This window comes from Citrobacter amalonaticus (assembly GCF_002918555.1).
GTDB lineage: Bacteria > Pseudomonadota > Gammaproteobacteria > Enterobacterales > Enterobacteriaceae > Citrobacter_C > Citrobacter_C amalonaticus_A.
Genome location: NZ_PQMB01000001.1, coordinates 358,962 through 385,749 on the forward strand (window position 1 = coordinate 358,962; position 26,788 = coordinate 385,749).

At 44.6% G+C, this 26,788-nt stretch carries 26 protein-coding genes; 1 reads left to right on the forward strand and 25 read right to left on the reverse strand.

Going from position 1 to position 26,788, the window contains the following annotated elements; all coding sequences use genetic code 11:
• Positions 1 to 103: 103 nt before the first annotated feature.
• The 3 genes from sctE to C3432_RS01840 all read right to left on the reverse strand — a co-directional run bounded on the left by sctE (position 104) and on the right by C3432_RS01840 (position 4,517).
• The gene (gene sctE / locus C3432_RS01830; protein ID WP_103774987.1) at positions 104 to 2,035 is read right to left on the reverse strand and encodes a type III secretion system translocon subunit SctE; all 1,932 of its coding nucleotides are present in this window, start codon (positions 2,033 to 2,035) and stop codon (positions 104 to 106) included.
• Positions 2,016 to 2,561, reverse strand: a complete 546-nt coding sequence (locus tag C3432_RS01835; protein ID WP_258041581.1) for a SycD/LcrH family type III secretion system chaperone — start codon at positions 2,559 to 2,561, stop codon at positions 2,016 to 2,018. Before C3432_RS01835 ends, sctE begins: the two co-directional genes overlap by 20 nt.
• A gap of 372 nt (positions 2,562 to 2,933) precedes the next feature.
• Complete coding sequence (locus tag C3432_RS01840) at positions 2,934 to 4,517, reverse strand: cell envelope integrity protein TolA (RefSeq protein WP_103774989.1); 1,584 nt, start codon at positions 4,515 to 4,517, stop codon at positions 2,934 to 2,936.
• A gap of 446 nt (positions 4,518 to 4,963) precedes the next feature.
• Here C3432_RS01840 and C3432_RS01845 point away from each other — a divergent pair, with 446 nt between their 5' ends.
• Complete coding sequence (locus tag C3432_RS01845) at positions 4,964 to 5,704, forward strand: hypothetical protein (RefSeq protein WP_103774990.1); 741 nt, start codon at positions 4,964 to 4,966, stop codon at positions 5,702 to 5,704.
• Between the two features lie 147 nt (positions 5,705 to 5,851).
• On the opposite strand, the gene C3432_RS01850 is transcribed toward C3432_RS01845, so the two are convergent.
• From C3432_RS01850 to C3432_RS01960, 22 genes are all read right to left on the reverse strand, one after another.
• On the reverse strand, positions 5,852 to 8,437 hold the full coding sequence (locus C3432_RS01850; RefSeq protein ID WP_146050900.1) for a hypothetical protein: 2,586 nt from the start codon (positions 8,435 to 8,437) through the stop codon (positions 5,852 to 5,854).
• Between the two features lie 76 nt (positions 8,438 to 8,513).
• Positions 8,514 to 9,377, reverse strand: coding sequence for a hypothetical protein (locus C3432_RS01855; protein ID WP_103774992.1), 864 nt, complete (start codon positions 9,375 to 9,377; stop codon positions 8,514 to 8,516).
• A gap of 120 nt (positions 9,378 to 9,497) precedes the next feature.
• Positions 9,498 to 10,595 (reverse strand): flavodoxin-dependent (E)-4-hydroxy-3-methylbut-2-enyl-diphosphate synthase, encoded by a 1,098-nt coding sequence (gene ispG, locus C3432_RS01860; protein WP_103774993.1) that lies wholly within the window; start codon positions 10,593 to 10,595, stop codon positions 9,498 to 9,500.
• Positions 10,596 to 10,820: 225 nt separating this feature from the next.
• Positions 10,821 to 11,486 carry a response regulator transcription factor gene (locus C3432_RS01870; RefSeq protein ID WP_146050901.1) on the reverse strand — a complete coding sequence of 222 codons (666 nt, stop codon included), beginning with the start codon at positions 11,484 to 11,486 and terminating at the stop codon, positions 10,821 to 10,823.
• 180 nt (positions 11,487 to 11,666) lie between these two features.
• Positions 11,667 to 11,990 (reverse strand): hypothetical protein, encoded by a 324-nt coding sequence (locus C3432_RS01875; RefSeq protein WP_103774996.1) that lies wholly within the window; start codon positions 11,988 to 11,990, stop codon positions 11,667 to 11,669.
• A 20-nt stretch (positions 11,991 to 12,010) separates the two neighbouring features.
• Positions 12,011 to 12,880, reverse strand: coding sequence for an IpaD/SipD/SspD family type III secretion system needle tip protein (locus C3432_RS01880; RefSeq protein ID WP_103774997.1), 870 nt, complete (start codon positions 12,878 to 12,880; stop codon positions 12,011 to 12,013).
• Positions 12,881 to 12,984: 104 nt separating this feature from the next.
• Positions 12,985 to 13,683: a lytic transglycosylase domain-containing protein gene (locus C3432_RS01885; protein ID WP_103774998.1), complete on the reverse strand. Its 699-nt coding sequence runs from the start codon at positions 13,681 to 13,683 to the stop codon at positions 12,985 to 12,987.
• A 21-nt stretch (positions 13,684 to 13,704) separates the two neighbouring features.
• Complete coding sequence (locus C3432_RS01890) at positions 13,705 to 14,790, reverse strand: EscU/YscU/HrcU family type III secretion system export apparatus switch protein (RefSeq protein ID WP_103774999.1); 1,086 nt, start codon at positions 14,788 to 14,790, stop codon at positions 13,705 to 13,707.
• A 3-nt stretch (positions 14,791 to 14,793) separates the two neighbouring features.
• On the reverse strand, positions 14,794 to 15,561 hold the full coding sequence (gene sctT / locus C3432_RS01895) for a type III secretion system export apparatus subunit SctT (protein ID WP_103775000.1): 768 nt from the start codon (positions 15,559 to 15,561) through the stop codon (positions 14,794 to 14,796).
• Between the two features lie 11 nt (positions 15,562 to 15,572).
• Complete coding sequence (gene sctS, locus C3432_RS01900) at positions 15,573 to 15,833, reverse strand: type III secretion system export apparatus subunit SctS (RefSeq protein ID WP_103775001.1); 261 nt, start codon at positions 15,831 to 15,833, stop codon at positions 15,573 to 15,575.
• Between the two features lie 12 nt (positions 15,834 to 15,845).
• Complete coding sequence (locus C3432_RS01905; protein WP_103775002.1) at positions 15,846 to 16,529, reverse strand: EscR/YscR/HrcR family type III secretion system export apparatus protein; 684 nt, start codon at positions 16,527 to 16,529, stop codon at positions 15,846 to 15,848.
• Between the two features lie 10 nt (positions 16,530 to 16,539).
• Entirely contained in the window at positions 16,540 to 17,466 is a 927-nt protein-coding gene (locus tag C3432_RS01910; protein WP_103775003.1) for a FliM/FliN family flagellar motor switch protein, read from the reverse strand.
• The gene (locus tag C3432_RS01915) at positions 17,463 to 18,296 is read right to left on the reverse strand and encodes a SpaN/EivJ family type III secretion system needle length determinant (protein WP_103775004.1); all 834 of its coding nucleotides are present in this window, start codon (positions 18,294 to 18,296) and stop codon (positions 17,463 to 17,465) included. Before C3432_RS01915 ends, C3432_RS01910 begins: the two co-directional genes overlap by 4 nt.
• Positions 18,297 to 18,352: 56 nt before the next feature.
• Positions 18,353 to 18,805, reverse strand: a complete 453-nt coding sequence (locus C3432_RS01920; protein ID WP_103775005.1) for a hypothetical protein — start codon at positions 18,803 to 18,805, stop codon at positions 18,353 to 18,355.
• On the reverse strand, positions 18,795 to 20,096 hold the full coding sequence (gene sctN / locus C3432_RS01925; protein ID WP_103775006.1) for a type III secretion system ATPase SctN: 1,302 nt from the start codon (positions 20,094 to 20,096) through the stop codon (positions 18,795 to 18,797). Before sctN ends, C3432_RS01920 begins: the two co-directional genes overlap by 11 nt.
• Positions 20,096 to 20,500, reverse strand: coding sequence for an InvB/SpaK family type III secretion system chaperone (locus tag C3432_RS01930; RefSeq protein WP_103775007.1), 405 nt, complete (start codon positions 20,498 to 20,500; stop codon positions 20,096 to 20,098). Before C3432_RS01930 ends, sctN begins: the two co-directional genes overlap by 1 nt.
• Positions 20,501 to 20,511: 11 nt before the next feature.
• Positions 20,512 to 22,575, reverse strand: coding sequence for an EscV/YscV/HrcV family type III secretion system export apparatus protein (locus tag C3432_RS01935; RefSeq protein WP_181012876.1), 2,064 nt, complete (start codon positions 22,573 to 22,575; stop codon positions 20,512 to 20,514).
• Between the two features lie 13 nt (positions 22,576 to 22,588).
• Positions 22,589 to 22,906: a hypothetical protein gene (locus tag C3432_RS01940; protein ID WP_103775008.1), complete on the reverse strand. Its 318-nt coding sequence runs from the start codon at positions 22,904 to 22,906 to the stop codon at positions 22,589 to 22,591.
• Positions 22,899 to 24,041, reverse strand: coding sequence for an HrpJ domain-containing protein (locus tag C3432_RS01945; RefSeq protein WP_103775009.1), 1,143 nt, complete (start codon positions 24,039 to 24,041; stop codon positions 22,899 to 22,901). The genes C3432_RS01940 and C3432_RS01945 overlap by 8 nt, the downstream gene beginning before the upstream one ends.
• A 6-nt stretch (positions 24,042 to 24,047) precedes the next feature.
• Positions 24,048 to 25,808 (reverse strand): type III secretion system outer membrane ring subunit SctC, encoded by a 1,761-nt coding sequence (sctC, locus tag C3432_RS01950; protein ID WP_181012860.1) that lies wholly within the window; start codon positions 25,806 to 25,808, stop codon positions 24,048 to 24,050.
• A complete protein-coding gene (locus tag C3432_RS01955) occupies positions 25,780 to 26,049 on the reverse strand; it encodes a hypothetical protein (protein WP_103775011.1) in 270 nt (89 codons plus the stop codon). Before C3432_RS01955 ends, sctC begins: the two co-directional genes overlap by 29 nt.
• Positions 26,039 to 26,785: a helix-turn-helix domain-containing protein gene (locus tag C3432_RS01960; RefSeq protein WP_103775012.1), complete on the reverse strand. Its 747-nt coding sequence runs from the start codon at positions 26,783 to 26,785 to the stop codon at positions 26,039 to 26,041. The genes C3432_RS01955 and C3432_RS01960 overlap by 11 nt, the downstream gene beginning before the upstream one ends.
• Between the last annotated feature and the right edge of the window lie 3 nt (positions 26,786 to 26,788).

A 26,788-nucleotide genomic window follows, 5' to 3' on the forward strand; every position in this document is an offset into this window, starting at 1 on the left:
GCACTTTTATACTCGTCATACTTCAAGTTGCAGGTGCGTTAGCCTTACTGCAACTCGAATGATTTAGAGTATATTCACAATAAAACGAGTAAAGCGTTAATCATTAAGCTCTGGTATGAGAAAATATGAAGCGGCCTACCTGCTGCTCTTCACCTGCCATATCCGCCGCCGTCGTCATGAGCATATTCATATTTTCGATAGAACGAGTGTATGAATCAGTTACGCTGTCAGTGAAAAGCTTCATACTCGCCGAAGCCGAAAGCATTCTGGTAATATCAGCCATCATTTCACTTACACGTTTTTCCAGGGTTCCGGCGGCAATATTACCGGAAGAATCCACACTCACATCGACAAGTCTGAGAATATCTTCAGAGAGATTAAATTTATTACCAAGCGTTTTAATATTGGCTTCATCGCTGAAAAATTCTTTCATAACGTTGAGTTTTGATTTCGCCTGGTTGCCCACTAACTGATTCAGGGCGTTAGAGACTGATTTCATCACTTTAGAAAGTTCAGCACCAATATCATCGGCAACATTCTTGACGCCAGAAATAATCGGCTTAGCCGCCTTCGCCAGCGCGCTGATTACCGTATTAATAACTTTCTTAAGCATCGCGCCAATAACGTTCATCAGTTTATCTATTGGCAGCTTCTTCGCCACCACCGCAGCAGCAACCGCCGCAACGATCAGTACAACGATAGCTATCACGGTAGCAATGATTTCAGCAATATCGTTTTTAATACCCAGTTTCTCAAGCACTTGTGAAACAGCATTCGTGATGGCCTGGATAATCGGCATTAATACGTGTTCGACAATAGGTTTGAGCGCCGCGGCAATAAAGGATTCGTTACCCGTGACTTTCTGATAAACGGTATCTGCCACCATTAATGCGATACCAATTGCAGCAAGCGCCAAAGACGCCCCGCCGGTGAAAACCGCAGCAACTGTAGCGACGATAGTGACGATCGCACCGATAATCTTACCGATACAACCCATCGTTTCTTGCATGCGTTTTGATTTTTCCTGCTGCTTCTCAACTTCTTCAGCGTCGTTTGCCAGTTTTTCCTGCTGCGCAGCCTGAACTTTCTGTGAGAACTTCAGGTTCAGTTCCATCGTTTCTTCTGTTGACTCGCCAATAATCGCGATCAGCTGCGCCATCAGCAGAGCTGGCGTTCCTGCGGCTGTTTTTAAAGAAGTATTGAGACTGGCGTTAACGGCGGCCGCATTTTTGTTAAGCGAATCCAGGTAATTAAGGCTCAACTGAAGCTGAGCGGATTTTTGCATCAGATCTGTTGTCGCCACGCCCAGTTTATCTTGCGCAACTTTCAGATTAGCCTGTTGAACGCTAAGAGAAGATTGCTTTTGTGAAATCTGTGAATTAACACTGTTCAGCTGTGATTTCAATTTCGCAGCATCTTCAGCTGATGTACGGGGATCGTTGAGTTGTTTCTCAATCTCAGCTCTGGACTGCTGAAGTGAGCGAATTTCCTGGCTAAGCTCGGCGATGCGCGACTCTGCGGCATTGACGTCCTTCATTGCTTCAGTTTGAGCAATTTTTGATTCCGTATACGCTTGCTCTTCTGACTCAATATGATTCAGAACTTCGTTGCTGGCAGTCGCATTTTCTTTACTGTACTTCGTGTACATTTCAGCACGAGCTTGTAACTCGTCGATACTTTGTTCACCCAGCAAAACGATCAGATTTGCCATCAATTCGTTATAGGTCTCCAGTGACCCCTTTTTTTCAGTTTCAAGGCCTCCGCTGACCGTATTTTGTGCCGACGACGTTAATGCCGGCGTTGTCGCAGAAGATGTCCGGAGTGGTGCACGCAAAGATGGCTTCAGCGTATCGCTGCTGTTCTGTGATTTGTCAAACTGAGTAATAACTTTATTTTCAACGATCTTGCGCGCAGCATCCATCTGATCGCTGCTTAATTTTACCGCTTCGGTTTTCGCCGCTGCGCTGATATCCTGCTGGTCGATATTGTTAGAATACGCAGACCGGGGAAGTGGGTTATTTGTTATTCCATTCATTATCTTCACTCTCTTCTTTTGCGATGACTTCGCTGAGATTTTTTATACAATCAATCGATTCCAGATACGCTTTCGCTTTTTCGACTAATTGCACATCCTGTTCATGCTCAATAACCAACTCAAAGCATTTTTTTGCTCTGCCAATATACCGTAATTGCATATTGCATTGCCCTGCCTCAAACATACACCGGTAATCGTCTTTGCTGAGTGCAAAAGCAACAGCATATATATCAAGCGCTCGTTGGTATTGTTCTTTCAGCTGGTAAACTGCTCCCAAACCAAAGGCATAGTCAGCATTGTAGAGATCATACATAAAAAGAAATTTAAAAAACTGCTCCGCCAGATCCAGTTTCCCCTGGGCGTAGTAATCATAAGCGCAGGTATAGAACCCTTCCATGAGGTTTTCAGGGAGCGCATGCATCTGCTTCCTTGAAGCCCCCGTTTTCATAAACTCCATCAATAGCTCATCGCTATCTCCGATATTAAAACTGTTCAAAAGCTCTTCAGGGCTAACGTCTTTATTCACAACTGCTCTCCTTCCCCACACGATCATTCATGACAGACTCACTTTCTCACTCAATGCCTGGAGTGATGATAGGCCATTAGCGCTACGCCTGTCGGTCTTACGCAAGTTGCGTAATATGTTGAAAACAACTACGTTGTTTTGTCCTGAACTCAAATTATTCAGGCGATAGTGCCCGTCCCGTTAACGAAACCAACGGGACATTATTTCTGCTTATGCAGATATTCATATAAATAAAAATTCACTTGAGCTTCAGGAAGTGCACATCCATGTGCTGAGTGTTCAGGCATTTAAAATATTACGGGTAAATTCACCGTGGATGAGCCTGCCATTAATAGCTATTAATGGCAGACAAAAAATCGAGATATCTGATGGTTAGCCCATGACAGGCGGCAAAGGCGGTGGAACAGGGATCCCTTTGCTATCGCGTTTAACCTTCGCCTGGGCCTGTAATTCTTCCGCTTTAACTTTCTCCAGCGCCTCTGCTTTAGCCTTCTCCTGAGCCTCAACTTTAGCTCTGTTTTCTTCCTCCTGCTTTTTAATCCTGGCCTCAGTGCGGGCATTCAGATTTGCCTCAGCTTGCTTGTGAAGTTCAGCACCGTTCTTGCTATCCGCTTTCCACCTGGCAATATCCCCCTGGCCAGGAAGGCTATCAGACCCTTCGCCCGGCGTTCCATTTCTCCTGCTGGCTATCATCTCATGAAATAGCTTCAACTCATCAGCCAGAGATTTTGTCGCCTTGATTATTTCTGTTTTAGGTTCCTCCGCAATATTAGCCGCAGGTTTGTTCAGCGGTGCGGTGGGCATCATAGGCGGTGGCAGAGGAATACCTTTCTTGTCGAATTTAAGTTCGGCCACAAAACTCTTTGCTTTTGCAGCCTCAGCTTCCTGCTGCGCAAGCGCGGCCTTTTTCTTTGCATCCGCCTCTGCTAGTGCGGCCTTATTCTTATGAATTACCTCTAGTTCTGCGTCAAGCCTGGCTTTACTTTCCTTTCGTTCTTGTACGGCTTCTGGGCTTACGTACTGCTTTTTCGCCTCAGCAATTTCTCTGGCAACTCTATACTCTGAGCTGTTGTCCGGCTGACCAGGCATATCATTTTTACCCACAATGCCAACGCGTCTTTCCCCAAGCCTGTCTCTTAAAACCTTCATAAGCTCGCTGGGAGCGTCTTCTTTAGATGGTAAGCGTTTATACTCTCTATCTCCTGTTGGTTGCAGGGGTTTTGCCTTTTTTATTGCCTCTGCTATAGATGCCCATGCTTTGTTATTGACAGCATCCTGCTGCTGCTCGGCTTTCGGTGCAACTTCCTTTGATGAAACGTCAGAAGTACCATTCTCCTGTATCTCTGCGGTTGCTGGTGATTTTGCTGGCTGAGACGGCGGTTGCAGAGCAGATCCCTGCTGATTGTTCTGTGCATTTTCCGATCGCAGTGGCGTGGATTCGGTTTTAGCTGGCGCGTTGTCCACTGGCGGCTGTGGCGCTGGCCCCTTGTTATGTTGCGGCGCATTTGCCGGGCGCAGAGGTGTGGATTCGGTTTTAGCAGGCGCGTTATCCACTGGCGGCTGTGGCGCTGGCCCCTTGTTATGCTGCGCTTTGTTTGCTGACGGCGATGATGAGGCAAGCGGCGTGACCGAACCAACGCTCTCACGGAACGGCACGTTATTCGCGGTTTTACGCTCAGCCAGACCATTCGAACTGACATTTTTGTGCGCCGAAGTTTCTGCCCTGGTCGGGGACGAAGGAGTTATCTGAGATCGGATCGCGGTAATAAATTGCAGCAGAGCACGAACCCCTCTGGTGACAAAATCTTGATTTTTATGAGGTGTCTTTGCGTTTTGCTTGACATCTTTTAGGTCTTCGCTAAATTTTGTTGCGTTCGTTTTTGTTGATGCTTCATTTTGTATCTTTGTATTTGTCAGTAAACCAGGATCTACTGCCATAGTTTGATGTATTTTCACCTTGCCATCCTCGCTCGTTAAATTCCTATACTGATTAAGGATAACGCTTATAAAGATTATTACGATTCCAAAAAATGCTCCTGAAGAAAGGTATTATCAATTAATAAAAGTCAATATAAATATTCTTTTATGGCAATACAAGAAAAAACAAATTATTTCTTACAATCCAAATTTTCACACCACCAGAATCATTAGAGGCGGAGAAAATATATAATCATCCGCGGTTCAGACAGAGTCAACATAACCCACAAATAAGCGTTCCTTCCGGACTAATGAATTCATAAGCACTATTCTGTGCGCTAATATCTTTAAAGTAAAAACAGATGAGCGATATATATAAATCATTTCTCTTATTTTATGCTATGCTACGTCTGGATTGTGAGGACTTGTCATGCTGAAGTGCTTATAATCATTGCGATGATATGGCTAGTCTAGGAAGGTAAAACATGATCTCGGTTAATAAATCTTTTCTTCGGTCAATACAGGATAATGCACTTACCTCGACTGAAAAAGATGTTGAATCTGCAAATGACAGATCATCTGTCTCTGTAAAAAATACGTCGCTCCGCGCTGAGTTATCAGATGTGAAAAACGTATTTAAATCATATAGTAGTGCCTCTTCCCAGGAGTCTTTGCGTACAACAAAGGGGCTTCTCGCTGAAGATTTTCAGAGCAAAAACATTTCGCCGGCTAGTGATACCGTGGCCGCCAGCGGCGAACAGTTGCACATCAATGCTCAAAAACGCATTGATGATATTGTTAAAGTACTGCTGCCTGAGATTGATGTTTCATATCAGGTTGCCCGCACTGCCTGTGATAACATCGACACTAATGATTTATCAAAACTTGATAAAATGAAAAAATATGTTACGACGGCTTATGAGCAGAAGCGGAATTTGCAGGATGAGGCAATCTCCTTGTTTCTACAGATGAATGTCGTGACTAATGATATCAATCATAACCCTGACGCGGAACAGTCTACACACAAACTCTTCGCTTTGATCTTCAATTTGTCCTGTTCGTATGATGATGTCGTTAAATTGCTTGATAGTGCAAAGGTTACAGACTCTTTTTTAAAATTTGCCAGTGACGAAAGTAATCAGTCTGAACTTACTGATTTGTATGGGGCGTTTGGAAAAAACAGTAGCAATTCATTAGAAAATGAAATCATGCAGACCATAAAATAGAAGTTAAAAATATATCATTGATATCTTCCGGGCTGGACAAGCAAAAAGGTGACTATATAGTCACCTTTTTATTGCGTATCCTGTCCGCATAAGGGCATAAAAATTGCCTGCAAAACGATTTACAGGCAATATTAAAACTACTTGTTATTATTTTCCGAATGGAGAAAGCACTTTGCGGATAATGTTCTTTTGCGGCTTAGCAATATTTCCAGGGGTTAACGCACTTCTGAATAACGCATCCGTTGTCTCTTTATGCCATTCCATCAGAGTGACCAATCCTGCAAGTCCTTTATCAAAATAACGTTCATCATGCCGGGTGGAGAGGATATCCGATCTAATCTGCTTATAATCACTCCAGAGCTTCTCCCTTTCTGATTCAGGCGTCTTATCGTGTTTCTCCTTAAATAGTAAGTCGAGTTCACGATTACTGCTTGTCCCAGGAGTGAGCACATTTTTCATTAATGATAATAAATTACTACGATTCTCATGGACGAAACGTTGCCAGACCGGCTGCTCCTCTGGCTTTCCGCAGAAATAGTTAAAGCGCAGCATGAGATAATTCAGGGTATCGGTTCCCATTTTTTGCGCCAGCACATCGGTTCGGCTGACTCCGCCCCCCAGGCTGATACCGCCGCCAACGATCCCTGATGTGCCTGACAGATTCGTCGTCACATTTGCACTCTTCAGGGACTGCAAATATGTCACCTGGTGCGTATAATTCCGCTTTTTCTCATCGCCATTCGACCAGTCCGGGGAGAAGTAACGCACAAGGATCTTTATTCCCTGGCTGGCATCAGCTGTCGAGCTGAAAGCATTGGCCACCGCAGAATGCAAGTCTGACAGCGCAACTCCCGCATTACTGGCAAACTCTTTTGTTAGCTTGTCCAGTAAATTTGCCAGTGTGACGTTTCCTGTCAGCGTAATTTCAATATCCCGATATTCCCCGGCACGTATACGATAGGGGTTATCGACATGCTTATTAATGACAGCAAGGCTAACTTTTCCACCGCCGCGTATAGTGCCATTCCCCAGGCTGGCGTTAAGATCTGCGGTGACGGTATGGGAATGGTTGTTAATAGTCACGACGTTGGCGAATGAGAGTAACGGCGCTAACTTTCGTTTATCATAAGTAAACTCTGGATTAGCGATTTTATTATTAACCTGCGACATCAATTGCCGGATTTCAGCAGTATCGCTGTCAGCAACGTCTCCGGAAGGAAGTCGGGTAGCCAGCGTTGCCAGGATCACCTCTGCACACTGAAGAAAACCGTACCGCCCGGACTCTTTAACACCCCAGGCCTGCTCAAACGTGTGCTTGTTCTTGCCCTCAGAGTTCTTACCGGCGCAATATTTTTGCACACACTGGCTATATTCCTGCACTGTTTTATTCAGTGAGTTCACCGCATGACGGATATCATCATTCGACAACGTATCGCTGATTTTTTTACCTTTTAACTGCTCGCTATTGTTGAATACTGCTGAGAAAGCCTTTGAATAACGCTGACTCAGTGTGTTCAGATTTTCGATATGCTGAGCTTCGCATTTATTGCTGGTAATATGCGTAAACATATTTTTGAGAAAATCGACTTCTATCGCATTTTTTATAAAATCATACTGCAAGCGGGCACCGGCGCTCGCTAATGATGAAAATTGCGCATTGGCTCGTATATTAGCACTATAGCCTGTCGCATTAATCCGTTTAGGGATCACGTCAGCCTGGAATGGCATCGGGCTTTTGCTTTCAACTTTTTTACCTGTCAATGCTCCCCAACGTTGTTCAAACAGCGTCTGGTTATTTTGCGCCTGTCGCTGATGATGAAGCAGAGTGTGTTTACGGGCAAAAATCGCATCTCTGATACCCTGATTTTTATAGGTAAATAATTTATGCGAAAATTTTTCCCGGCAATACGCATGGGCACCGCCGGTGTAGTTTATCCCCGTGGAGACCATTTTTTTGGCAGAAACTTCACTCCCGAGCTGTACCGCGATTTCGTCTGTGCACCCTATCTCAGCATTAACACCCAGTGTCACCTGATACTTATTTTCTTTCGTGAAGCCAACAATACCCTCATCATCCGTGTCGGTGGTACAGGTGCGCGTGTAGCCCAATTTCCCCGAACCTTTGATCGCCGTGATGTTATCAGCAATACTGCATCCGCAGCTAATCTGCACTCCGGCTGAGACACTTTTATTCTGCGCAGTGCCTGGATTGGAAAATGTTTCGATTTCCCGCTTATAAACCTGTGAGTAATTTTTCAAATTCTCGGTTAATAAGCAAGAGTATATCAATTTTTCAAGATAGCGTATGGCTTTTGCCGCTTCATTCTTTTTGCCATCCGGAATAGTTTTACGCAGGTTATACAGATCGTTTAGTACCTGCTTCGCTTCCTGCCTGTCAATATATACGCCCTTGTCAGAAGCATTAATCCGTTCAATTAATGATGCTAACTTCGTCTCTGCTGCACCATGAACAAGGTGTGTCGCGCTGGACAATAACTCCTGCACCCCAGTACGAAATATTTTCTCGCCATCATTAATGACCAGCGAAATCCCTGAAGACTCAGAAGGAGTAGTCGCGACATAGGGGTGCTTTGACTGGCTTATAGCAGTAATATTTTTGCTAACCAGAGAATCGTCTTTATGCCTGTAAGGAAGCGCGACTACGGCTTCTGGAGTATCTATCCGGAACTTACCTGGTGTGAAGGTGTTTCTGTTTGAAAGTATCTTGTTCATGAAATCTCCTGCAACAAGTTAATTATATTAAATAGGCGCGCCTCTTTTGCTAATCCATACTTACTTCTATGGTTAACTATGCGTAATTCTGGCGCAATAGCTCCATAAATTTCCCAAGATTATCATCACCAGGATACTTAGCCTGAACATTATCCAGGTAATTATCACAAAGATCCTTGAGCTTTTGCTGCTCATCTCTGGTAAAAATTACACAATTATCTGTTTCTTTATTTGCCTGCGTGATACGTAAAGCAAAAAGATTGACGTTATTATCTTTTGATACAACAAAATAATTTGCGCCAGACAGATTATCGGGTAAGGGAACCCCGGAACATAACGAGTAAAATTTGCTTTTATCGGGATGGGCAAGACAAACATCATCATATACATTCTGATCCACCGGGTTTTCTCGCTCCTGCGAATAGATGGAACACAAATTGACCGAAGGATGGTTGAGTAATGCTGGAACGGTATGCACCCGCGATATCACAGTGTCATAACTTCCGGCATCGCTGGCAACAGAGTTTGATAGCAAAGACGGCGTGCGCAGAGCATCCGAATGGCAAAGCGGCGTCGGGGGATTGGCGGTGGTAAAAATAATATCGGCGCGCGCCACATCACCTGATTCAAGCGAGCTTAACAGTGCCTCCTCAAAAATACCCTGTAGCCCTACCGCCACCGGCCGGATCGATCGGTCGTCTTGCTGACACGCCCAGTTCCCCGTCTTTTCCACGGCATCCAGACATGTCAGCAAATTATTACGATGCTTCTGAATATCTTCTGGTCGTGCATCCGCTGGGATACCCGGCAATTTATGCAGGTTTTCAGTCAACTCCCTGGCTTTATTGATTACCGGATTGTTACTTTGCAGAACAACGGATGGCGCATGAGAACGATTGATTTGTGATACATATGCGCCAGAATTTATCGCCGCTAACATGTGAAGTTTCTCCTGTTCATTTTACATAAAGAAGTAAAACCATCTTGAGCAGGAGCAAGATAACAATAAGTAAGCAGGTTATATATTAGACAAATATTTAGTTAGGTTAACTTCTCTTCACTAATCGGTTTCACGAATCGTTTGTACTTTCTGGCGTATCTCCTGCTCCAACAATTCTATGATATTCTCATTGCTGAAACGTTCTTTCTGCCTGACCCCATCGCGGTAAAATGCGCTTTTATTCTTCCCACCGGCGACGCCCAAAGATGAAATCAGCGCCTCACCTGGGCCGTTTACTACACATCCGATTATCGAGACATCCAGTGGCGTAATGATATCCTCAAGGCGCTGCTCCAGTTCATTGACCGCATTGATAACATCGAACTCCTGCCGGGAGCAGGTCGGACATGCTATAAAATTAATCCCTCTGGAGCGAATACGTAACGACTTTAATATATCAAAGCCGACTTTTACTTCTTCAACCGGATCGGCCGCCAGCGACACCCGCAGCGTATCGCCAATTCCTTCGGCCAGCATCATGCCGATGCCTATCGCCGATTTTACCGCTCCGGCACGAAGCCCGCCCGCTTCCGTAATCCCCAGATGAAGCGGCTGCTCGATTTGTCTGGCCAGCAGGCGATACGACTCTACCGCCAGGGAGACGTCAGAAGCCTTAACGCTAACCTTAAAATCCGGGAAGTTATTGCGGTCAAGGATATCGACATGGCGCATCGCTGACTCCAGCAATGCCTGCGGCGTAGGTTCGTGATATTTCTCCTGGATATCCCGTTCGAGGGATCCCCCGTTAATGCCAATACGGATGGGTATGTTCTTATCGCGGGCGCAATCTATCACCATGCGAATGCGCTGTTCATTGCCGATATTTCCAGGATTGATACGCAGACAATCAGCGCCGTACTCAGCCACTTTAAGTGCAATACGATAATCAAAATGAATGTCGGCAACGACGGGTAAAGTCACTCGCTGGCGAATGACCTTAAATGCTTCGGCAGCATCCATCGTCGGGACAGAAACTCTGACAATATCAACACCAACACGCTGTAGCGCCAGGATCTGATTAACGGTAGCGTCAACATCACAGGTTGACGTATTGGTCATTGACTGCACGCTGATTGGCGCATCGCCACCGACGGCAACCGTCCCTACCTGTATTTTCCTCGACAGCCTGCGCTGACGAATAGTGCTCTGATGATGCATAATAGTCTCTCATAAATAATCTATACCCTAAATAATTCGAGTTGCAGGACAAAACGCGTAGTCGTTTTGAACAGCGCTTGCGCTGGCCCCAAAGGGGTGAGGCCCAGGGATGGGCCGGGTAACAAAGCCAACACATCTGCAATTTGAAGTATGACGAGTATAAATAACGCAAGGCGATCTCCCGCGCTTACGCGAGGGAGATCCATAAATAAAATTCTGTTCTGATCAGGCGTCCAGACTTTTAACGTAAGTGACAAGCTGGATATTATTCGTGATATTTAGCTTCTGCATTGCGTTGTGTTTATGAACGGCAACCGTTGCGACGGAGCGGCAAAGTTTTTCGGCGATGTCTTTGAGGCGTAGTCCGGCGACATACAAGCGGATAACCTGAAGCTCTCTTTCCGTGAGTTCCGCCATTACAGGCGAATGCGTAGACTCTGTCTCCGCCCTGGCGAGTAGCATTTCAATGTAAGGTGATAACCAGGTTTTATTGCGTCTGGTCGCAGATATTGCAGAGGTGATCTGCTCTGCAATATTATCTCGTTTGCTCAACAGACAAGATACACCTAGCTGTAGCAACTTTTGCAATGTCCAGGCACAGCGAACATCAGTAAAAATAAAAATATTTTTTACTTTTCCTGAGTCGATGATTTTTCTGACAAGTCGAAAGCTGTCATCGTTGGATCCTTGCGTAAATGAAAAATCAGTGAGCAAAACATCCAAAAGCTCTTTATTCTTACTGAGCATCTTGAGTAGTTCATCTCCGGAGGAGCAACACTGAACCACTTCAACATGCTCAATACTGGCAAGAACGGTCCGCAACCCTATTTGAACCACCGGTTGTTCATCTGCGATAGAAAACCTGATTTTTTTATTTTCATCCTGAAACATAACTTGCACGCCCTAGCCTTGATAAAACACTGGCAAATATTCTATTGCCACAATAAAAAATACAAGAAAAATGTGAAATAAAAATAAAATATCACTATAGCTCATGAATTTTGCGCATATAAAAATGAACAACCTTTACTAAGCAACAAAATTTAATATATTTTTATAGGTTATATGTCCTTACCACTCAGGAGTATACATTGGACTGCTCGGATCAGTTTTATCACCCAGCATAGCTTGTATGCGAAACTGAGAAATCATTATAGACATGACACCATTTCTGGCTGCAATCTCTTTTTCTGTCAACTCTTTCTTCTTCTCAACAGTTTCATCGCTGCTGGTGGTTTCATCGGTTTTAGCCGCTTCATCTGTCCGAGGTGCTTTATCGGCTTCAGCAGTCAGAACTTTTGAAAGATCGCATAATTCACTTAATGGCTTTACAGCGGTGATATCGGAATTTTGATTGCTCACATTTGTACATACTGGAACGGCTGCGACACGCATAGTATTTACCTTAGGGACGATTAACGCAGGAATTCTTTATCAGTCTGATAAAGCGCATCCATCGTAGAGGACAGAATTTTGGCTAAGTTATTAAACACGGTATTCGCCTGTGAGTATTTTTGCGCAATAATCTGCGTATCACTTTCAATGGTACTGCATGAGCTATTTACACCATTTTGCCACTGGTTGAATCGTGCTGTACTTACGCTTGAAGGTAACTGACTGGTAGAATTGAGGATATCGTACATTGGTGCCAGATTAGCGTAAAATGAATACCCGCCACCGGTTTGCGAATAAGGTAAACCAAGTTGCTCCTGCCAATATTCAGCCTTTTCCTTTGTATCGACAGTCAGTATGGGCGTAGTACTCCATTTATTAATTACTTTATTGATCTCAGTCTTAATAGCAGGAATGTTAAGCTTAATCTCATCATCACTACTACTCATGTTGTTAGTCAGAGAGGCTTTAAACGAGTTAACGTCCTGCATATAAAGCTGATATTGCTCTGTGACCTGAGCATAGATGTCCATATAATTGGTCTGCATATAACCGAGTGCTTTACAGACTTCATCATAGATTTCCCAGTCAGTGAGCACATCATCTGAGTATTTTTGCGGATTGTTGCCGGATGAAGCAAGCAGAGGCTGGGCCGCTTTCAAAACGGTCTGCGCCGGAGTCGTATCAATCATCACGCCCAGAGACTGCTGGGAAGCACGCCAGTTCTGAGCATAGGTCTGTAAATCCGAGGCTAATTTTTCACATACCTGATTAATATTATTTACAGATGTTTGCTTGCTGACTTCCGCTGCTGCTGCGTTTGCCTCTTTTCCATTGGTTGCATTTGAAAAAAATGCCTGCCGACCTACATTTAATCCCGTTGTCATCGTCATCAGTTATAATCCTTTCGTTTATACAATGCCGTTTGTATAAGGCGCGTTTTTTACCAACCCATATACCAGAGCGAAAAACTAACATTCTCCTGATATTATTGCTTTCAGAAATCGCTCTTACCGCATGATAAATGATTACTGTTATAGCGACATGTAACATTCCGTACATAACGACGAGTTGACTTAAATGGCGGAACCTTATTGTCATACTGCGCCACATTACCTATACCTGCATGATAGGCCGCCAGCACCAGCTCCAGATTGTTATCATATCGGTCACCCAGCTCAGCCAGATATTTCACGCCCAGACTAATATTGATCTCAGGATCAAATAAATGCTCGCGTTTAATATTCAGTCTCTCACCTTTTGCCAGCTCTTTTGCGGTGGCGGGCATCAATTGCATAAGTCCAAGCGCGCCCTTAGATGAGACAGCATTTTGCTTATATCCCGACTCTTCTGAAATAATGGCATTAACAAGATGTGGATCGACATTATAGCGCTCAGCCTGCTCTCTTACGTAACGCGTAATTTCAGGCCTATGCATTACATTTGATTTTTGCCCACGCGTTCCGGGCTTACCGGCAACTCTGATGGCAGAGTCTGCTTTTTTCTTCATCTTCTTCCGGATACTGGCCGCAAGAGATGAGGGAACCATGCAAGGCTTATATTCTGGACCTCTTTTCATTGTCGAAATCCGGATAATCTTTTGCGGATCGGTGTAGCAGTACGACTTAGCCCATGCGAGGTTGCTCATAGCCGGCATGGTTGCCAGCAGGATAAAAATCCATCGCGCTATAGACATAACACGTCCTTTTGTTAATTTTTAGTTACTATTTTCTGTCCCTGAAGTCTCAGTATCTTGAGGAGCCTCTGGCTCTATTTTACCCGCATTCTCAACTTGTTCCAGCCAATTTATAATCTGCATGAGAGAAACCAGATGGGTATTCTCAACCAGCATGAACGGCTGCGCAGTCTTATAGATAGCCCTGGCTAATGAGATATTCCTTAGTACAGGTACATTATTCGCTTCTGCATATTTTATTACGGCAATCGCTTTGGCATTTTTCTCAACCAATGAAATAAACGGCGTAGCCATAAATCCGCTATGATAGAAAATACCAATAGCAATATGCGTCGGGTTTGCCAGAATGAATTTAGATCCACGGATATCTGACTTCGTTTGTTCAGACAGCATCTCCTGATGCACTTGCTTACGTTTGCTTTTTATTTCCGGATTGCCTTCATTATTTTTATACTCTTGCTTGATTTCCTGCTTAGTCATCATCAGATCTTTGATGTACAAAAAGAACTCTGCCAGGGCATCAAAGGCGATGACCACCAGGATGGGGATCAGCATATAGAGAACAAGTAAAGGCAGCAGACCACGCCAGATAGCGATAAAATGGGTCAGGTCGCTATACGGCAAAGAAAATATTCTTTGATGGTACTTTATAACAAAAATAACGATGCCGCATACCGCCATAAACAGGAACATAATAGATTTTATGCTATCTTTAAGCGATCGCATGCTGAATATTTTTTTAAATCCAGAAACAGGATTAATACTGGAGAAGTCGATACGGATAGCTTCTGATGCAAAGTGAAAACGTGTTTGGATCATCGTTAATAAAACGGCAAGAAAGATCGAAACGCCAACAATAGAAGCGATGATCCGTAGTGCGGTGATGCAAACCATCTTTGTATATTCTTCCAGCGATAATTCTACAAAGCCGGTACTGAATATATCAAAATAAAAAGTCAGGTCGTCACCAGAAAGTGTCAGGTAAACAAAACCCGCGATCCCCATCAAGGACAGAAAGCCGACAAAATCCCGGCTAATAAAAATCTGCCCCTTTTTAGCCGAGTCTTCTTTTTTCTTCTCTGTGGGTAGTTCGGTTTTCTGTTCCATATATTATTGCACGGTCATTCTGAGGAAAGATAACAATTTCATCTCCAGCAACCTGGGCGTCAGCACTGATGTCATATAAATGAGTAAGACCAGGAAGGCAATGAAGCTTTTTATTGATAATGCCACTGAAAAAGCATTCAACTGTGGTGCAAAACGCGACAGTACGCCAATTGAAATTTCTATCAGAAAAAGGGAGACAACAACAGGGCCAACCAGGATCACTGCCGACGACATCAGGGTATTAAGTAAGGAAATTATTTTTACAACCAGGGACCATTTGAACGCGAACATTTCATTAAGAGGAAAAATAGTATATGTTTCATAAACGGCTTTGACAATAATTGCCATCCCGTCATTAATAACAAAAATGGCTGAAAAGTAAAAGTTCATAAAAGAGGCCATGAACGATGCATCCACACCGATGCCAGGGTTCATGGTACTACTGATTGTCGCGCCACGCTGGTTATCAATGATTTCCCCGATGGCCAGAACAATCCAGAAAGGTATTGCAAAACAAAATCCGCACATCAGGCCGACAATGATCTCTTTGAATACGACCGCAAGGAAGGGCATATCGATAATATCTGCATACTGCCCTGCCAGAAGGGGCAAAAAGCCGATGACGATAAAAATGATGATCACATTTTTTACAATCATTCCCCCCAGCATTTGGCTGTTTAAATAGGGTAGCAGCAGGAATATTGGCAATAGTCTTGCCATCCCATAGATGGTCGTAATAATTATCAGATGAAAGTCAGCGTAATAATTCAAGAAAATAATTCCTAGCGAACCTTGAAAGCCAGACTGAGGACTTCAACTGCGTAATTTCGCATGGTTGAAATAAACCAGGGCGCCGTCATAAACAGGCAGCAACAAACGACCAGTAGCTTAACGCCAAACGGCAACGTTTGTTCCTGAATATGCGTAATTGCCTGTATTAATGCAACCAATAGCCCAACGCCGGTCGCCACGAGGACCGGTAGCGCTGATAATAACAGGATCAGATACAGTCCTTTATTACTGATATAAAAAATCATATCCATGTTTACTTTACCCTAACCTTTCCATAAACTTGAATATTGCATGACCATCCCGGTTGCAACTTTTGACCAGCCGTCAATAGCAACAAACAATATCAGCTTAATAGGCAATGATATTGTAACGGGGCTCATCATCATCATTCCCAGCGCCAGCAAAATATTAGAAACAACCAAATCCACAACAATAAAAGGCAAATAAATATAGAAACCAAGGATGAAGGCATCTTTGATTTCACTTAACGCATAGGCCGCCAGCAAGGAAAAAATGGATGCGCTTTCCGCCGTGAGCTTCTCAGGCCCTTTCCTGTCTTCGCCCGCTATCTTCTTCTGCTGGGTATAGATATCATCAAAGAATTTCAGCAGGGGTTTATCTGAGAATTTGAATAAATAACGCTTGTAGTCGCTTAACCCTTCATCAACAAAGTTTCGTACCGAGTCAACCTGATGAAAGTCCACCCCCTCCGTGACAGCGTAATCGTATACTTTTGTCGCAATGGGAAACATAACAAACGCAGCCAGCAGCAGTGCAAGCGAGTTCAACGTGAGTGTTGATGGCACCTGCTGCAAGCCAATCGCATTTTTAATCAATGAGAAAACGATCGAAAACTTAATAAAGCATGTACCGCCAGCAATCAAAAAGGGCAACAGCGTTGCAAAACTGAGCATACCTATTAAGGCAATATCATTTGTTCCCCACATGATACTCCCCTTACACCGTTCCGTTTATGCTGTGTATTTCTACGGCCAGTTTGTCATCCACACGGACCAGTTCGCCATTCGCTATAACATGCTTGCCAACGCGCAGACTCACGTTAACCTGCGAGCCATCGCTATGCAGTGGTAAACGTGAATTCACTTGCATATTCTGGAGTTCTGCCAAAGTCATGCTGCGTTCTTCAAGGAAGAACGTCACCTTTAGTTCAAGGTTATCAACCGCCAGGTGACTCGCTTCAATGAGTGTTGTATTATCTTCCACTCTTTCTGTATCGTATTCATCCATTGATTCAACAATCATATTGTCCTCTTCGATTACAAATTCCATGATTAATTTATTCGCCACGATAATATTAAAAGTGGGTATATCCAGTATTAACAAGTCGCCGCAGTTTAAGTTAACGATATCTCTGTAATGAATTTCGGTATAACCCAAAATAATTTGTGCCTGTAATTCAAGATTCGACCAGTTTGCTTCGTTTTCTTTCTGCGGTAATGCCGGTACATCAATATCCGTAAGCCCGGCCCAGATAAATGCTTCGGTTGGGGCCATAGAGACCAACGGATAAGCAATCTGCCTGTTATCCACAATTTCTTGTACGGTAAAATCCCTGACAGGTTGTAAAGATACCGGCATCGATAATTGATGACTGAAAAAATAACGCCGCGCTAATCCAACAAGCAGGGTTTTATCAATTATTTCTACAGGCAGAGCCTCTACGCCTGCTGAGCAATGGCGTAAAAGATTATCCACATCACAATACAAATTCACGACGCGATCGTTTAATGTTGCTGCAATATGAATCAATGTCTGTTGAGGTGGCGATGTCAGCGTCAGATAACTTTTTCCCGCAGCCTGAGCATATCTTTTTAATGACTCTTCGCGAGTGCTCACTTCACGTAGCGTAAGGGAACTCATCATTCGCTCTCTTCTTCATCATTATTCTGCTGCGAATTCTGGCCCTGCTCCTGATCCTGCGAGGTTGCCCGCTCTATCTGCACGTAAGATAATCCATCCTGTTGCTGTTGCCTGGTTAATGCGCTGTGAACAGTCTCGTTAGACGGAATAATCGTAACCTCGTTGGTTGACGACATGACATCGTGGAAAACCAGCTTAGCCGTATGCGTGTTATTGTCTCCCCAGCTTTTAAAATGCCAGGTCATTTCTGAGCGCGAAATATCGCCATTATTCATCACGTTTTCGGCAGGAGAATTGCCGTCTACCGTCGGCTGTCCCTGAAGCATCGCCTGCGTAAAGGGGGTTTCTCGCCTCAGCGTGCCGTCATGGTTATTTATCGCGGGAATCGTCTGTAATATTCCTGCCTTGTCGCGGTCGGAGAATAGCTGACCAAACGTATTCCCCTCCGCTTCAGGGATCTTCATATCGGATTCCCGCGATTCGCCTTGCAGTTCCGCAGCTGGCGTAGCCAGATTTTGTGCAGATGCGCGCTCGCTGGCGAGTGCGTTCGCCTTTGCCGCCACCGCTGATGCAGCTACTATTTCTGTCAGCTTAGAGGAATCTGTTGTTCCTTCCGCCTGCTTTATGCGTGTTGCCGTTATTACCGAATCGCTATTTAGCGACATCGCTGGCGTTGTGAGCAACTTGCCCTGTACAGCCTGCTGCATCCGCTCAGAGACCGGCTGCATCGACGGCAACGAAGCCAGCCCTAATCCGCCAGCAACAATATCTTCATCTTCCTGGGCGTGCTGATCTTTTTTGAGCTTATTGCCGCAACGCTCTGCGAGAGACACGACAGGTTCATTATCCTGATCGCCCAATCTACAATATTCAGAAGCCAGTTTAATATTTATTGAATTGTCCACGTCGCACACTCTTCAGCCGCTTTTTCATCTCTATGGATATCTTTTCTGATGCGCATTTTTTTCGCGTTATCGGACATCCATTCCCATTTCTTTTTTTTCTTCTCATAATGCAAACGCAGTTTAATAAAATCGTCGCGTCTCTCGGTCAGTTGCTCCATCGAACTGGTTGTTTCCTGCACCTGGAGTTGTAAATCTTCATGACGCGACAAAATAAGCGCTTCTTTACGCTTTAGCGTATATATTTCCCGTTGCGCTACCGCTTTACCGAACGTTTCCGCCCACATCATTCTGAGCTGTCGCTGCATATCTTGTGCTTGTTCATGCATATTAAGCAGTTGTTCTTTTAGCTCTGTAAGCCTTTTTTCACAGACGGTGATTTTGGCAATAGTGCGGCTACAGTGCTCATCGTAAAAGCGTACCAGGCGTTTAGATTGCATATAACAGCTCCAGCATCTCGTCAAATTCGCTACGCTCGCTCATCGCCTGCTTAACAAATCGCTCAATCACCGGTCGCTTATTAATGACCTCATCCGTTTCCGGGTTTTCGCCCGGCGTATATTCCCCTAAATCGAGCATCAGCTGAAGCTCATCCAGGCGTGCAACATATTCACGAATCTTTGCCGCCTGCCGTAACAGGCGCGGATCGCAAATAGAAGAAACAACCCGGCTGGCGCTGCGAAGAACATCAATTGCCGGAAAATGGCCTTTACCGCTCAGCTTTCGTGACAGATAAATATGTCCGTCGAGAATGGAACGAATTTCATCGCCTATCGGATCAACATCGTCTTCTTCTTCAAGCAGCACGGTATAAAATGCCGTAATGCTCCCCTGATGCGTGGCTCCGCTGCGTTCAAGGATCCGGGGTAACTCTTCAAACACAGAGGCAGGATATCCCCGGCGGGCGGGCATCTCACCGGCAGAGAGCGCCACGTCGCGCAATGCACGCGCATAGCGGGTCATAGAATCCACCATCAGAACCACCGATTTGCCATTATCACGGAAATATTCGGCAATGGTCGTCGCGATCAGCGCAGCGTTACGCCGCTCTACCGCCGGGCGGTCCGAGGTGGAATAGACAACAATGGTACTGGCGCGTTTTTCAGGAGGGATCCCTTCGGCCAGGAATTCGGTCACTTCACGTCCACGCTCCCCCACCAGGCCGATAATATAAACATCGGCTACCGAATGGTTGATAATCATCGACATCAAAGAGGTTTTACCTGCGCCCGCGCCGGCAAAGATGCCGATACGCTGACCAACGCCGCAGGTCAGCAGGCCGTCAATCACGCGAATGCCCGTCTGGAAGATCTCCCTGATAGGCCGACGTTCACTGAAATCTGGTGGAAAACTGACGATAGGTCGCTGCGTGGAAAAAGCCGGTGCGGCTTCCGACTGTTCGCCAAAACGCTGACGCACGTTGCCTTCACAGTCGATCACGCACCCCAGCAGCGAGTCATTCAAAGGAACCGAAAACGAGGTCCCAGTAGGGACAATAATGTCAGACGTGGAGATGCCGCCCGGCGATCCCAGCAGGCTTAATGTCACACCTTCATGACCGAGACCAATAGTCTCGGCCTGACCGATCGGCACGCGGGATTGCAGAGAACGATAGAGGTAGCAGCGCTCACCGACAAAAGAAAGCTTCAGCGGCGCAGTAATAATGGAACCAGTCACTGTTGATATTTTTGCATTGCAAGTGAAAAAATCGTGAATGGTCAAATCATCCATTATTTTAATACCTCATAGTATCCTTTCATTATTTCAAAGAAACTTTCCAGCGCGATACCAAATCTCTCACCGTTTTCCATAAATTCAGGATTAACAATAGCGCGCAGTTCATACCATTCCGCACCCGCAACCAGATGGAGCTGACCATTAGCTGCCCATTGATATTCAGCAACTAAAGACTCAATAATCCTGGGTGCGCATGCAACCAGCACATCAGGATTAACGGGAGCCAGCTGGCTCCATAAAATGACATTATCGTCAACAAACGATATTAGTAGCGTTGGCGAAGAATCAAACGTCAGCTCAATAGTTGAATGGTGATCGATGTCCGCGATAATACTCGGATCGCATCCCAGATAGTCTAAAGCTTCTTTTAGAATTTTCACTAGTTCGACCTGGTACATTACATACTCCTTTATAGTGTTTTAACGACGTTGATCTTCACTGAGTCAGAAATCTCACCAAAAGAGAGCACCTCTAACTCTGGGTACTGTGCATCCAGTAATCGCCTGGCATAGCGGCGAATATCGACGGCCGCCAGGACAACTATCTCTTTTAACGGATAGTTAATAGACTGTATGCCCTGATTAAATGCGTTCATAACATACTCATTATCTTCCGGATCAAGATTGATAAATGAACCTGTTGACGTATTACGGATACCTTTACGGATCCGGCTTTCTGTTTCCGGAGACAAGAGCAGAACCGACAGATGGTTATTGACAGCGAATTTATCTGAAATATAGCGCGCCAGTGCGCCGCGCACATGCTCTACAAGCAGTATGGTATCGCGCTCTTTACCCGCCCATAATGCCAGCGCTTCGAGAACAACTTTCATATTGCGAACGGAAATTTTTTCTTTCAGCAGTCGCTGGAATACCTCAGCAACACGCTGTACCGTCGCGTGACGATAAGTCTCTTTGAGCAATTCCGGATATAACGCTTCCATCTTATCAAGTATATTTTTCGTTTCCTGTATGCCGAAAAATTCCGCGATATTTTGTGAAATAATGGACTGAACGCACAGGCTCAGCTCATTTTCTGCCGTGCGTGTCATCAGATTCAGCGCCTGCAACTTAGGCAGGTCCTCATTTTTCACCCAGTGACTCTGTATGTTTGAAGAGGTGAAGACTTTGATATCAACATCCATCATCTCTATCGCACTGTTCCACTGGAGAATCTTGCTATAGCCAAAGGCAATAGCAAACTCGCTTGCCAGAACTTCGTTAATGAGCAGATTGACGCCATCGCTGCGATCGCCCGCCATTGCATTAATCCTGATATCCGGCAACTGAATACCAAAGTTAACGTAGAAATCACGCTTTAGCATTCCGGTCAGAGATTTGACCTTTTTCTCATTAAATATCTCTTGCGGTACTAAAATGAGAATTGGCAGGGTTTCCGGAAGCACATTGTCCAGCTCAAGAAATTCACTGTCACTGCCATCCTCTTCACCCTGGCTACGTGAAAATGGCGCCATAAAGGAAGTGTTTCCGGCGGCGAGTTGCTGCTCCGCTTTACGCTTATAGGCACGGTAGCCGTAGAGACCGAAAAATAATAATGATAACGTGAAAAATACCGTCAACGGGAAACCGGGCAACATCCCCATTAGCAGCGTAATTACGCCCGTCACCAGCAGGACAAAATCACGGCTAAAGATCTGTTCAATGATATTATTGCCCAGGTTTTTGCCATCCTCACTCACGCGGGTAATAACAAAGCCGGTACCAATGGAAATTAACAACGCCGGGATCTGCGCGACCAGCGCATCACCGATGGTCAGAATAGTATAGATATCGGTAGCGTCGGAAAAGGACATCCCCAGGCGTCCCATACCGATTGAGATACCCCCTAAGAAGTTCACAAAGATGATAACAATGCCAGCAATAGCATCACCTTTGATGAATTTCATCGTCCCGTCCAGCGCACCGAAAAGCTGGCTCTCTTTTTCCAGTATTGAACGGCGTTGCTGCGCTTCTTCCGGCGCGATGGTTCCGGCGCGCAGATCGGCGTCGATACTCATCTGTTTTCCCGGCATGGCATCAAGAGAAAAACGGGCGCAAACTTCTGCGACGCGTTCAGAACCTTTCGTGATAACGATGAACTGAAAAAGGGTAATGATGGAAAAAATGATCAGGCCGACAATGATATCACCGGCGATAACAAAATTACCAAACGTATTTATAATATGACCGGCATCCGCCTGGATCAAAATCATCCGGCTGGTACTGATCGACAACGCTAACCTGAAGAGTGTCGTAATTAACAGCACTGAAGGTAGTGCTGAAAACTCAAGCACTCTTTGGATGTAAAAAGTACCGATAAACAAAAGTATTGAAATACTGATATTCACCGCCAACAGGATATCTATTAACCATGTTGGCAATGGAATAATAAGCATAGCAAGGATAACGACCATCAAAATTACCAGAAACAGTTCTGGTCGTTGTGATAATTTATTAAGCATCTTCGCAAACATATTCATACTTGCCTTACTGATATGCCATACTGCATTTAACTGCGGTATATGCACAATTCATGAGGTTACTAAAGTCTATATTTTTTATAAATAAGCAATAATATACTTTATTGTGATATACAAGATATTGTTCATTTTCCTGCAAATCATACTGTTTCGCCTGGATAAAGTCATAAAACCGGTCAGGGGAAATCCATGTCTCCACAAGGGCCATGTACATACCATGAACCGAACTCACCCACATGACCATGCCGCAGCACTCAAGCTGTAATTGCCCGCCATCATATAATTTTTCAAACTGCTGTCTGAATGCGGCATCATCATCATTCATAGCTAATATTCTCTCTCGATGTCGCCGTAAATTTGCTCATGAAAATACTCAATTCCTGATCAACGGCATTTTTGATTGCCGTGCAATCCTGCACCGTATTAGAAAAAAGAAAATGAGGTAGTGCGCGTACAAGTCCTTGCACCACATGCAGGAAATTCACCTTATCTTCTCTGCTGTGATATTTCATACAGCGCTGCATAAAATCAGCGGTAAGGCCACCACACTCATCCGTATTACTCATTATTGAGATAAAGTAATCCAGCACTATCGGCTGTGATTTTTCCCAGGTCGCATTCAGTATGCCAATATTTCTTATCCCGCGCATAAACGAAATATCAGCTGATTTGATTACGCTCAGGATGAATGACGTATCCAGCAGCGCACCAAACTCCTGATAAGAGCATGACGGATCGTGCGAATTAATATCGCAGTGCAAAGCCTTAACAACATATTCCAGCGCCATGTGACGCTTTTCAATACCGGCTTTTTCAATCAATTCTTTATAGATATCAACAGGCTCCATATCCTGGGAGATAAAATCTCGATACAAGTTACGCATAATTTCTGCGTTAAGATTCAGCAATGAACCATAGGCATCTGTTTGTTGCTGAATATTTAACCCGGATTTTGCTTTCTTCTTTTCCGGCCCGGACATCAGAAGTTGATACGTATCTTCCAGCAGAGTCAGTGAAACATCTACTAATTCATCTTCAACTTCAACGCCGCTGTCAGACGCTTTTTTCTTCTTCTGAATAAATGCCTGTAATAATAAAGCCACATCCGTGGGATCGTTGTACATCTGTGACAAAACAAACAGCAATTGCTTAGCTGTCATACAGGCATCTTTAGCATAGCTAATGATTTTTTTAATACTCTCTGGCTTTTTTTCTTCCAGCACACTGGCATATTTTTTTTCCGTGTCGCTGCTGGTTGCGGTATTTTTATCAGTGCGGCGGTTCTGAAGCATTGAACTTAATAAAGCGGATAGATCGTCCGCCATAGCCAGCGCAACGGAAGTAGTTGAATAATTTGCTTTTACTTCAACATTATCTTGCATTCTGACTAAGTCATCAACAAGTTCATTTACGTTTGCAGTTGCTGCAGATTGTGATAATGCTGAAATATTTATAGCCATGATATGTTACCTGACGCTGCTCTGCGTGCTTTTGCCCGGATTAACAATGTTATAGTTGGCATCAAACTTATTGATGGCGTCCCAACCTTCATTGATATATTTATTAAGATCGCTGTTTTCACTATCGAGATCGTTCAGGACTTTCGGCTGAATAAGAAAAATGCGAACCGTCTTACTGACCGTATTCGAGCTGTTTTTAAACAAATTTCCGACAAAAGGAAGATCGCCTAATAGCGGAATTTTCGAGACGCTATACTGAACCTGATCGCGGGTATAGCCGCCGATCATCAGGCTCTGCCCTTCCGTCACTCGCGCCACCGTGTTAATCGTTGTATTACCCACCACCGGAAGATTATCCACGACCTCTGTCGTACCATCCTGCGAAACGCTGGTACTGCCATCCATAATCTCAAGAGCCATCTCAATAATTTTATTATCGTCAGAGATCATCGGTGTGACGTTAATCGTTGTGCCGTAAGTCACTGTTTGCAGGTCAACATTGTTTTCACCCGCCAGCCGGACATAAAAGTTTTTGCTATTGTCAAACAACGCAGGCATATTTTCCTGCGCTAACAGAAAAGGCCGCGAAACAATATTTGCCTTATTATTCTGACTTAACGCCGAAACCTCAGCGAGAAAAAAATTCTGTTGTGCCGAAGAGATAATGCTCCCGGTATTGAATAACCCGGCAATTTCATCACCGATCTTAAACTGTCCGCCCCAGTTTACGCCCATCGAGTCAAGATCGTCCTTGCTGATATCCACAATCCATAGCGACATCTCGATTTGCTTGCGAGGAACGTCTAACGACGCAATCAAATCTTTGATCATATTGACTTGCGCACGCGTCCCTTTCACTATCACACTATTACGCCCGGTAAAAGCAACCACCTTTACGTTATCATTCAGTTCATCATAATCTGAGCGTTCAAAGCGCGCACTTTGACCTAAAGGCGCAGAGGACGTCCCCGTCTCAGAATTATTTTCCACTGACTTACGGGCCGCTGCAATTTCCTTTGGTTTATTAGAGCTCGACAGCATCGTATTGATGACCGTTGCAATACCCGGCACCGTAATATTACGCTCGCGATAGGCATAGCCCCGGTCATCAACAAAAGCATGACGCAGTTTGATCGTTTCAATGACCTGCTGCTGGAGATCCTCATCCGGATTATCCTGCATCAGGCTGGCAATCGCCGTAATAATATCGACATATTTGGGTGGCCCGGAAATATAGAGCGACTCCGCATTGTAGTTCATTCTCAGCGGATAGCGGCTATCGTACAGCGAGTTCTGACGTAAAAAACTGACTAAATCACTAAAGTTGCGTCTGGAAAGCTGGACTACGGCAGTCGTGGCTTCAGATGCCTCATAGACATAAAAAATTGAACCGTCAAAATAGGATATCAGTCCCAAATCAGCCGTAACCCTGGTTAACGCTTCTAACGGTTTGGCCAGATCGAAATTACCGGTTACAGAATATTTTTTTGCCTTAGCGCTGGCAATAATCGGCTTTTGCAGCTTTGATGACAGCGCCTTGAAAAGATAATCAACGCCTTTATCTCTGGCGACATAGGTATTTTCGCCAGCTTTCTGATTCTGCGTCTTCGTTGTTGTCGCCGCTTCCGTCGGCGCCAGCGGTGCCGCCAGTGTTGTTACAGCTCCAGAACCTTCGCGGGCATGGATTAGACTACTTTGGCAACTACAGAAGACAACCAACCCGCCTAACAGGCCCAATTTATATTTTCTGGAGATTTGTGAAAACATTCCTGACTTCATCCATATAAGTGTTTAATATCACATCCCTGTCCTGCGCACTGGTGAACAGACGGAGAGCCACATTATCATTCGTTATAACGATGGTGACGATCTTAAGCTGTATAAGCCTCGCCCATATTGCTGACAACGCGCTGTATTTCGTTAAGAAATCAGGATCGTGTAATGAGAAAAGCGCGATCTCAATAACATCCGCATCATCAGCTATAATGCCCATACCGTCATTTTCCATTCATTTTCCTGATTGCATAGGGTGAAATACCCAGCACTGACTTAAATGTTGAACAGACATGTGCGGACGACGAATAACCATTTTTTAATGCGATATCCGTGATACTACTGTCATCTTCAATAATATCTAATATAGTCTGCGCCAGACGCCATTCGGACATTTTTGTCTTCGCTGAAGAACCAAGATACCGTTTAGATATTTTGCGAAAATAAGAGTAAGACAGCCCATATGTCTGGCACAGCGTGTTTATCTTTTCATTAGAGCATCGGTTCTTAATGAGATAACTGGTCAGGAAATAGGACTCCTGCCTGCGAATGTGCGCCAGCAACTCTGGATAATCATCCCGTGCATTACCCATTAAATAGCAACAGATAAACCAGTAGATAAGCTCATCATAAGAGGTAATATCAGCGTTGAGGAAAAATTCTTTATCTTTATTATCTCCCGGCACCTGCTGACTTTCGTCTAAAAAAGCCATGATTTCACACAGCGGATGCATAGACAAACAGAGATACTGTACATCCTCAGGAAATGACAGCCAAAGTTGTTTCTCCGTAAATACCAGCGAGATAACCTTCCTGTGAACAGCGGTGACACAATATCTGGCACCGTTTTTTGTCACATATTGGGTTATCTGCTGATGTTGTTCCGTTGAGGAGGCTTTTACAAGCAACAGGCTATCAGCATTAAGTTCAACTTTTTCAGATGTGTTCTGCCAGCTAAATGCTTTTTCCATCAA

Excerpts from the sequence above, each read along its gene's own strand:
- C3432_RS01875 (WP_103774996.1), bottom strand. The coding sequence starts at position 11,990 with ATGCGTGTCGCAGCCGTTCCAGTATGTACAAATGTGAGCAATCAAAAT.
- ispG (WP_103774993.1), bottom strand. The coding sequence starts at position 10,595 with ATGCATCATCAGAGCACTATTCGTCAGCGCAGGCTGTCGAGGAAAATA.
- C3432_RS01855 (WP_103774992.1), bottom strand. The coding sequence starts at position 9,377 with ATGTTAGCGGCGATAAATTCTGGCGCATATGTATCACAAATCAATCGT.
- sctS (WP_103775001.1), bottom strand. The coding sequence starts at position 15,833 with ATGGATATGATTTTTTATATCAGTAATAAAGGACTGTATCTGATCCTG.
- C3432_RS01910 (WP_103775003.1), bottom strand. The coding sequence starts at position 17,466 with ATGATGAGTTCCCTTACGCTACGTGAAGTGAGCACTCGCGAAGAGTCA.
- C3432_RS01880 (WP_103774997.1), bottom strand. The coding sequence starts at position 12,880 with ATGACGATGACAACGGGATTAAATGTAGGTCGGCAGGCATTTTTTTCA.
- C3432_RS01940 (WP_103775008.1), bottom strand. The coding sequence starts at position 22,906 with ATGAATGATGATGATGCCGCATTCAGACAGCAGTTTGAAAAATTATAT.
- C3432_RS01945 (WP_103775009.1), bottom strand. The coding sequence starts at position 24,041 with ATGGCTATAAATATTTCAGCATTATCACAATCTGCAGCAACTGCAAAC.
- C3432_RS01960 (WP_103775012.1), bottom strand. The coding sequence starts at position 26,785 with ATGGAAAAAGCATTTAGCTGGCAGAACACATCTGAAAAAGTTGAACTT.
- C3432_RS01935 (WP_181012876.1), bottom strand. The coding sequence starts at position 22,575 with ATGTTTGCGAAGATGCTTAATAAATTATCACAACGACCAGAACTGTTT.
- sctE (WP_103774987.1), bottom strand. The coding sequence starts at position 2,035 with ATGAATGGAATAACAAATAACCCACTTCCCCGGTCTGCGTATTCTAAC.
- C3432_RS01850 (WP_146050900.1), bottom strand. The coding sequence starts at position 8,437 with ATGAACAAGATACTTTCAAACAGAAACACCTTCACACCAGGTAAGTTC.
- sctC (WP_181012860.1), bottom strand. The coding sequence starts at position 25,808 with ATGTTTTCACAAATCTCCAGAAAATATAAATTGGGCCTGTTAGGCGGG.
- sctN (WP_103775006.1), bottom strand. The coding sequence starts at position 20,096 with ATGGATGATTTGACCATTCACGATTTTTTCACTTGCAATGCAAAAATA.
- C3432_RS01890 (WP_103774999.1), bottom strand. The coding sequence starts at position 14,790 with ATGGAACAGAAAACCGAACTACCCACAGAGAAGAAAAAAGAAGACTCG.
- C3432_RS01920 (WP_103775005.1), bottom strand. The coding sequence starts at position 18,805 with ATGCAATCTAAACGCCTGGTACGCTTTTACGATGAGCACTGTAGCCGC.
- C3432_RS01885 (WP_103774998.1), bottom strand. The coding sequence starts at position 13,683 with ATGTCTATAGCGCGATGGATTTTTATCCTGCTGGCAACCATGCCGGCT.
- C3432_RS01845 (WP_103774990.1), top strand. The coding sequence starts at position 4,964 with ATGATCTCGGTTAATAAATCTTTTCTTCGGTCAATACAGGATAATGCA.
- C3432_RS01955 (WP_103775011.1), bottom strand. The coding sequence starts at position 26,049 with ATGGAAAATGACGGTATGGGCATTATAGCTGATGATGCGGATGTTATT.
- C3432_RS01930 (WP_103775007.1), bottom strand. The coding sequence starts at position 20,500 with ATGTACCAGGTCGAACTAGTGAAAATTCTAAAAGAAGCTTTAGACTAT.
- C3432_RS01870 (WP_146050901.1), bottom strand. The coding sequence starts at position 11,486 with ATGTTTCAGGATGAAAATAAAAAAATCAGGTTTTCTATCGCAGATGAA.
- C3432_RS01905 (WP_103775002.1), bottom strand. The coding sequence starts at position 16,529 with ATGTGGGGAACAAATGATATTGCCTTAATAGGTATGCTCAGTTTTGCA.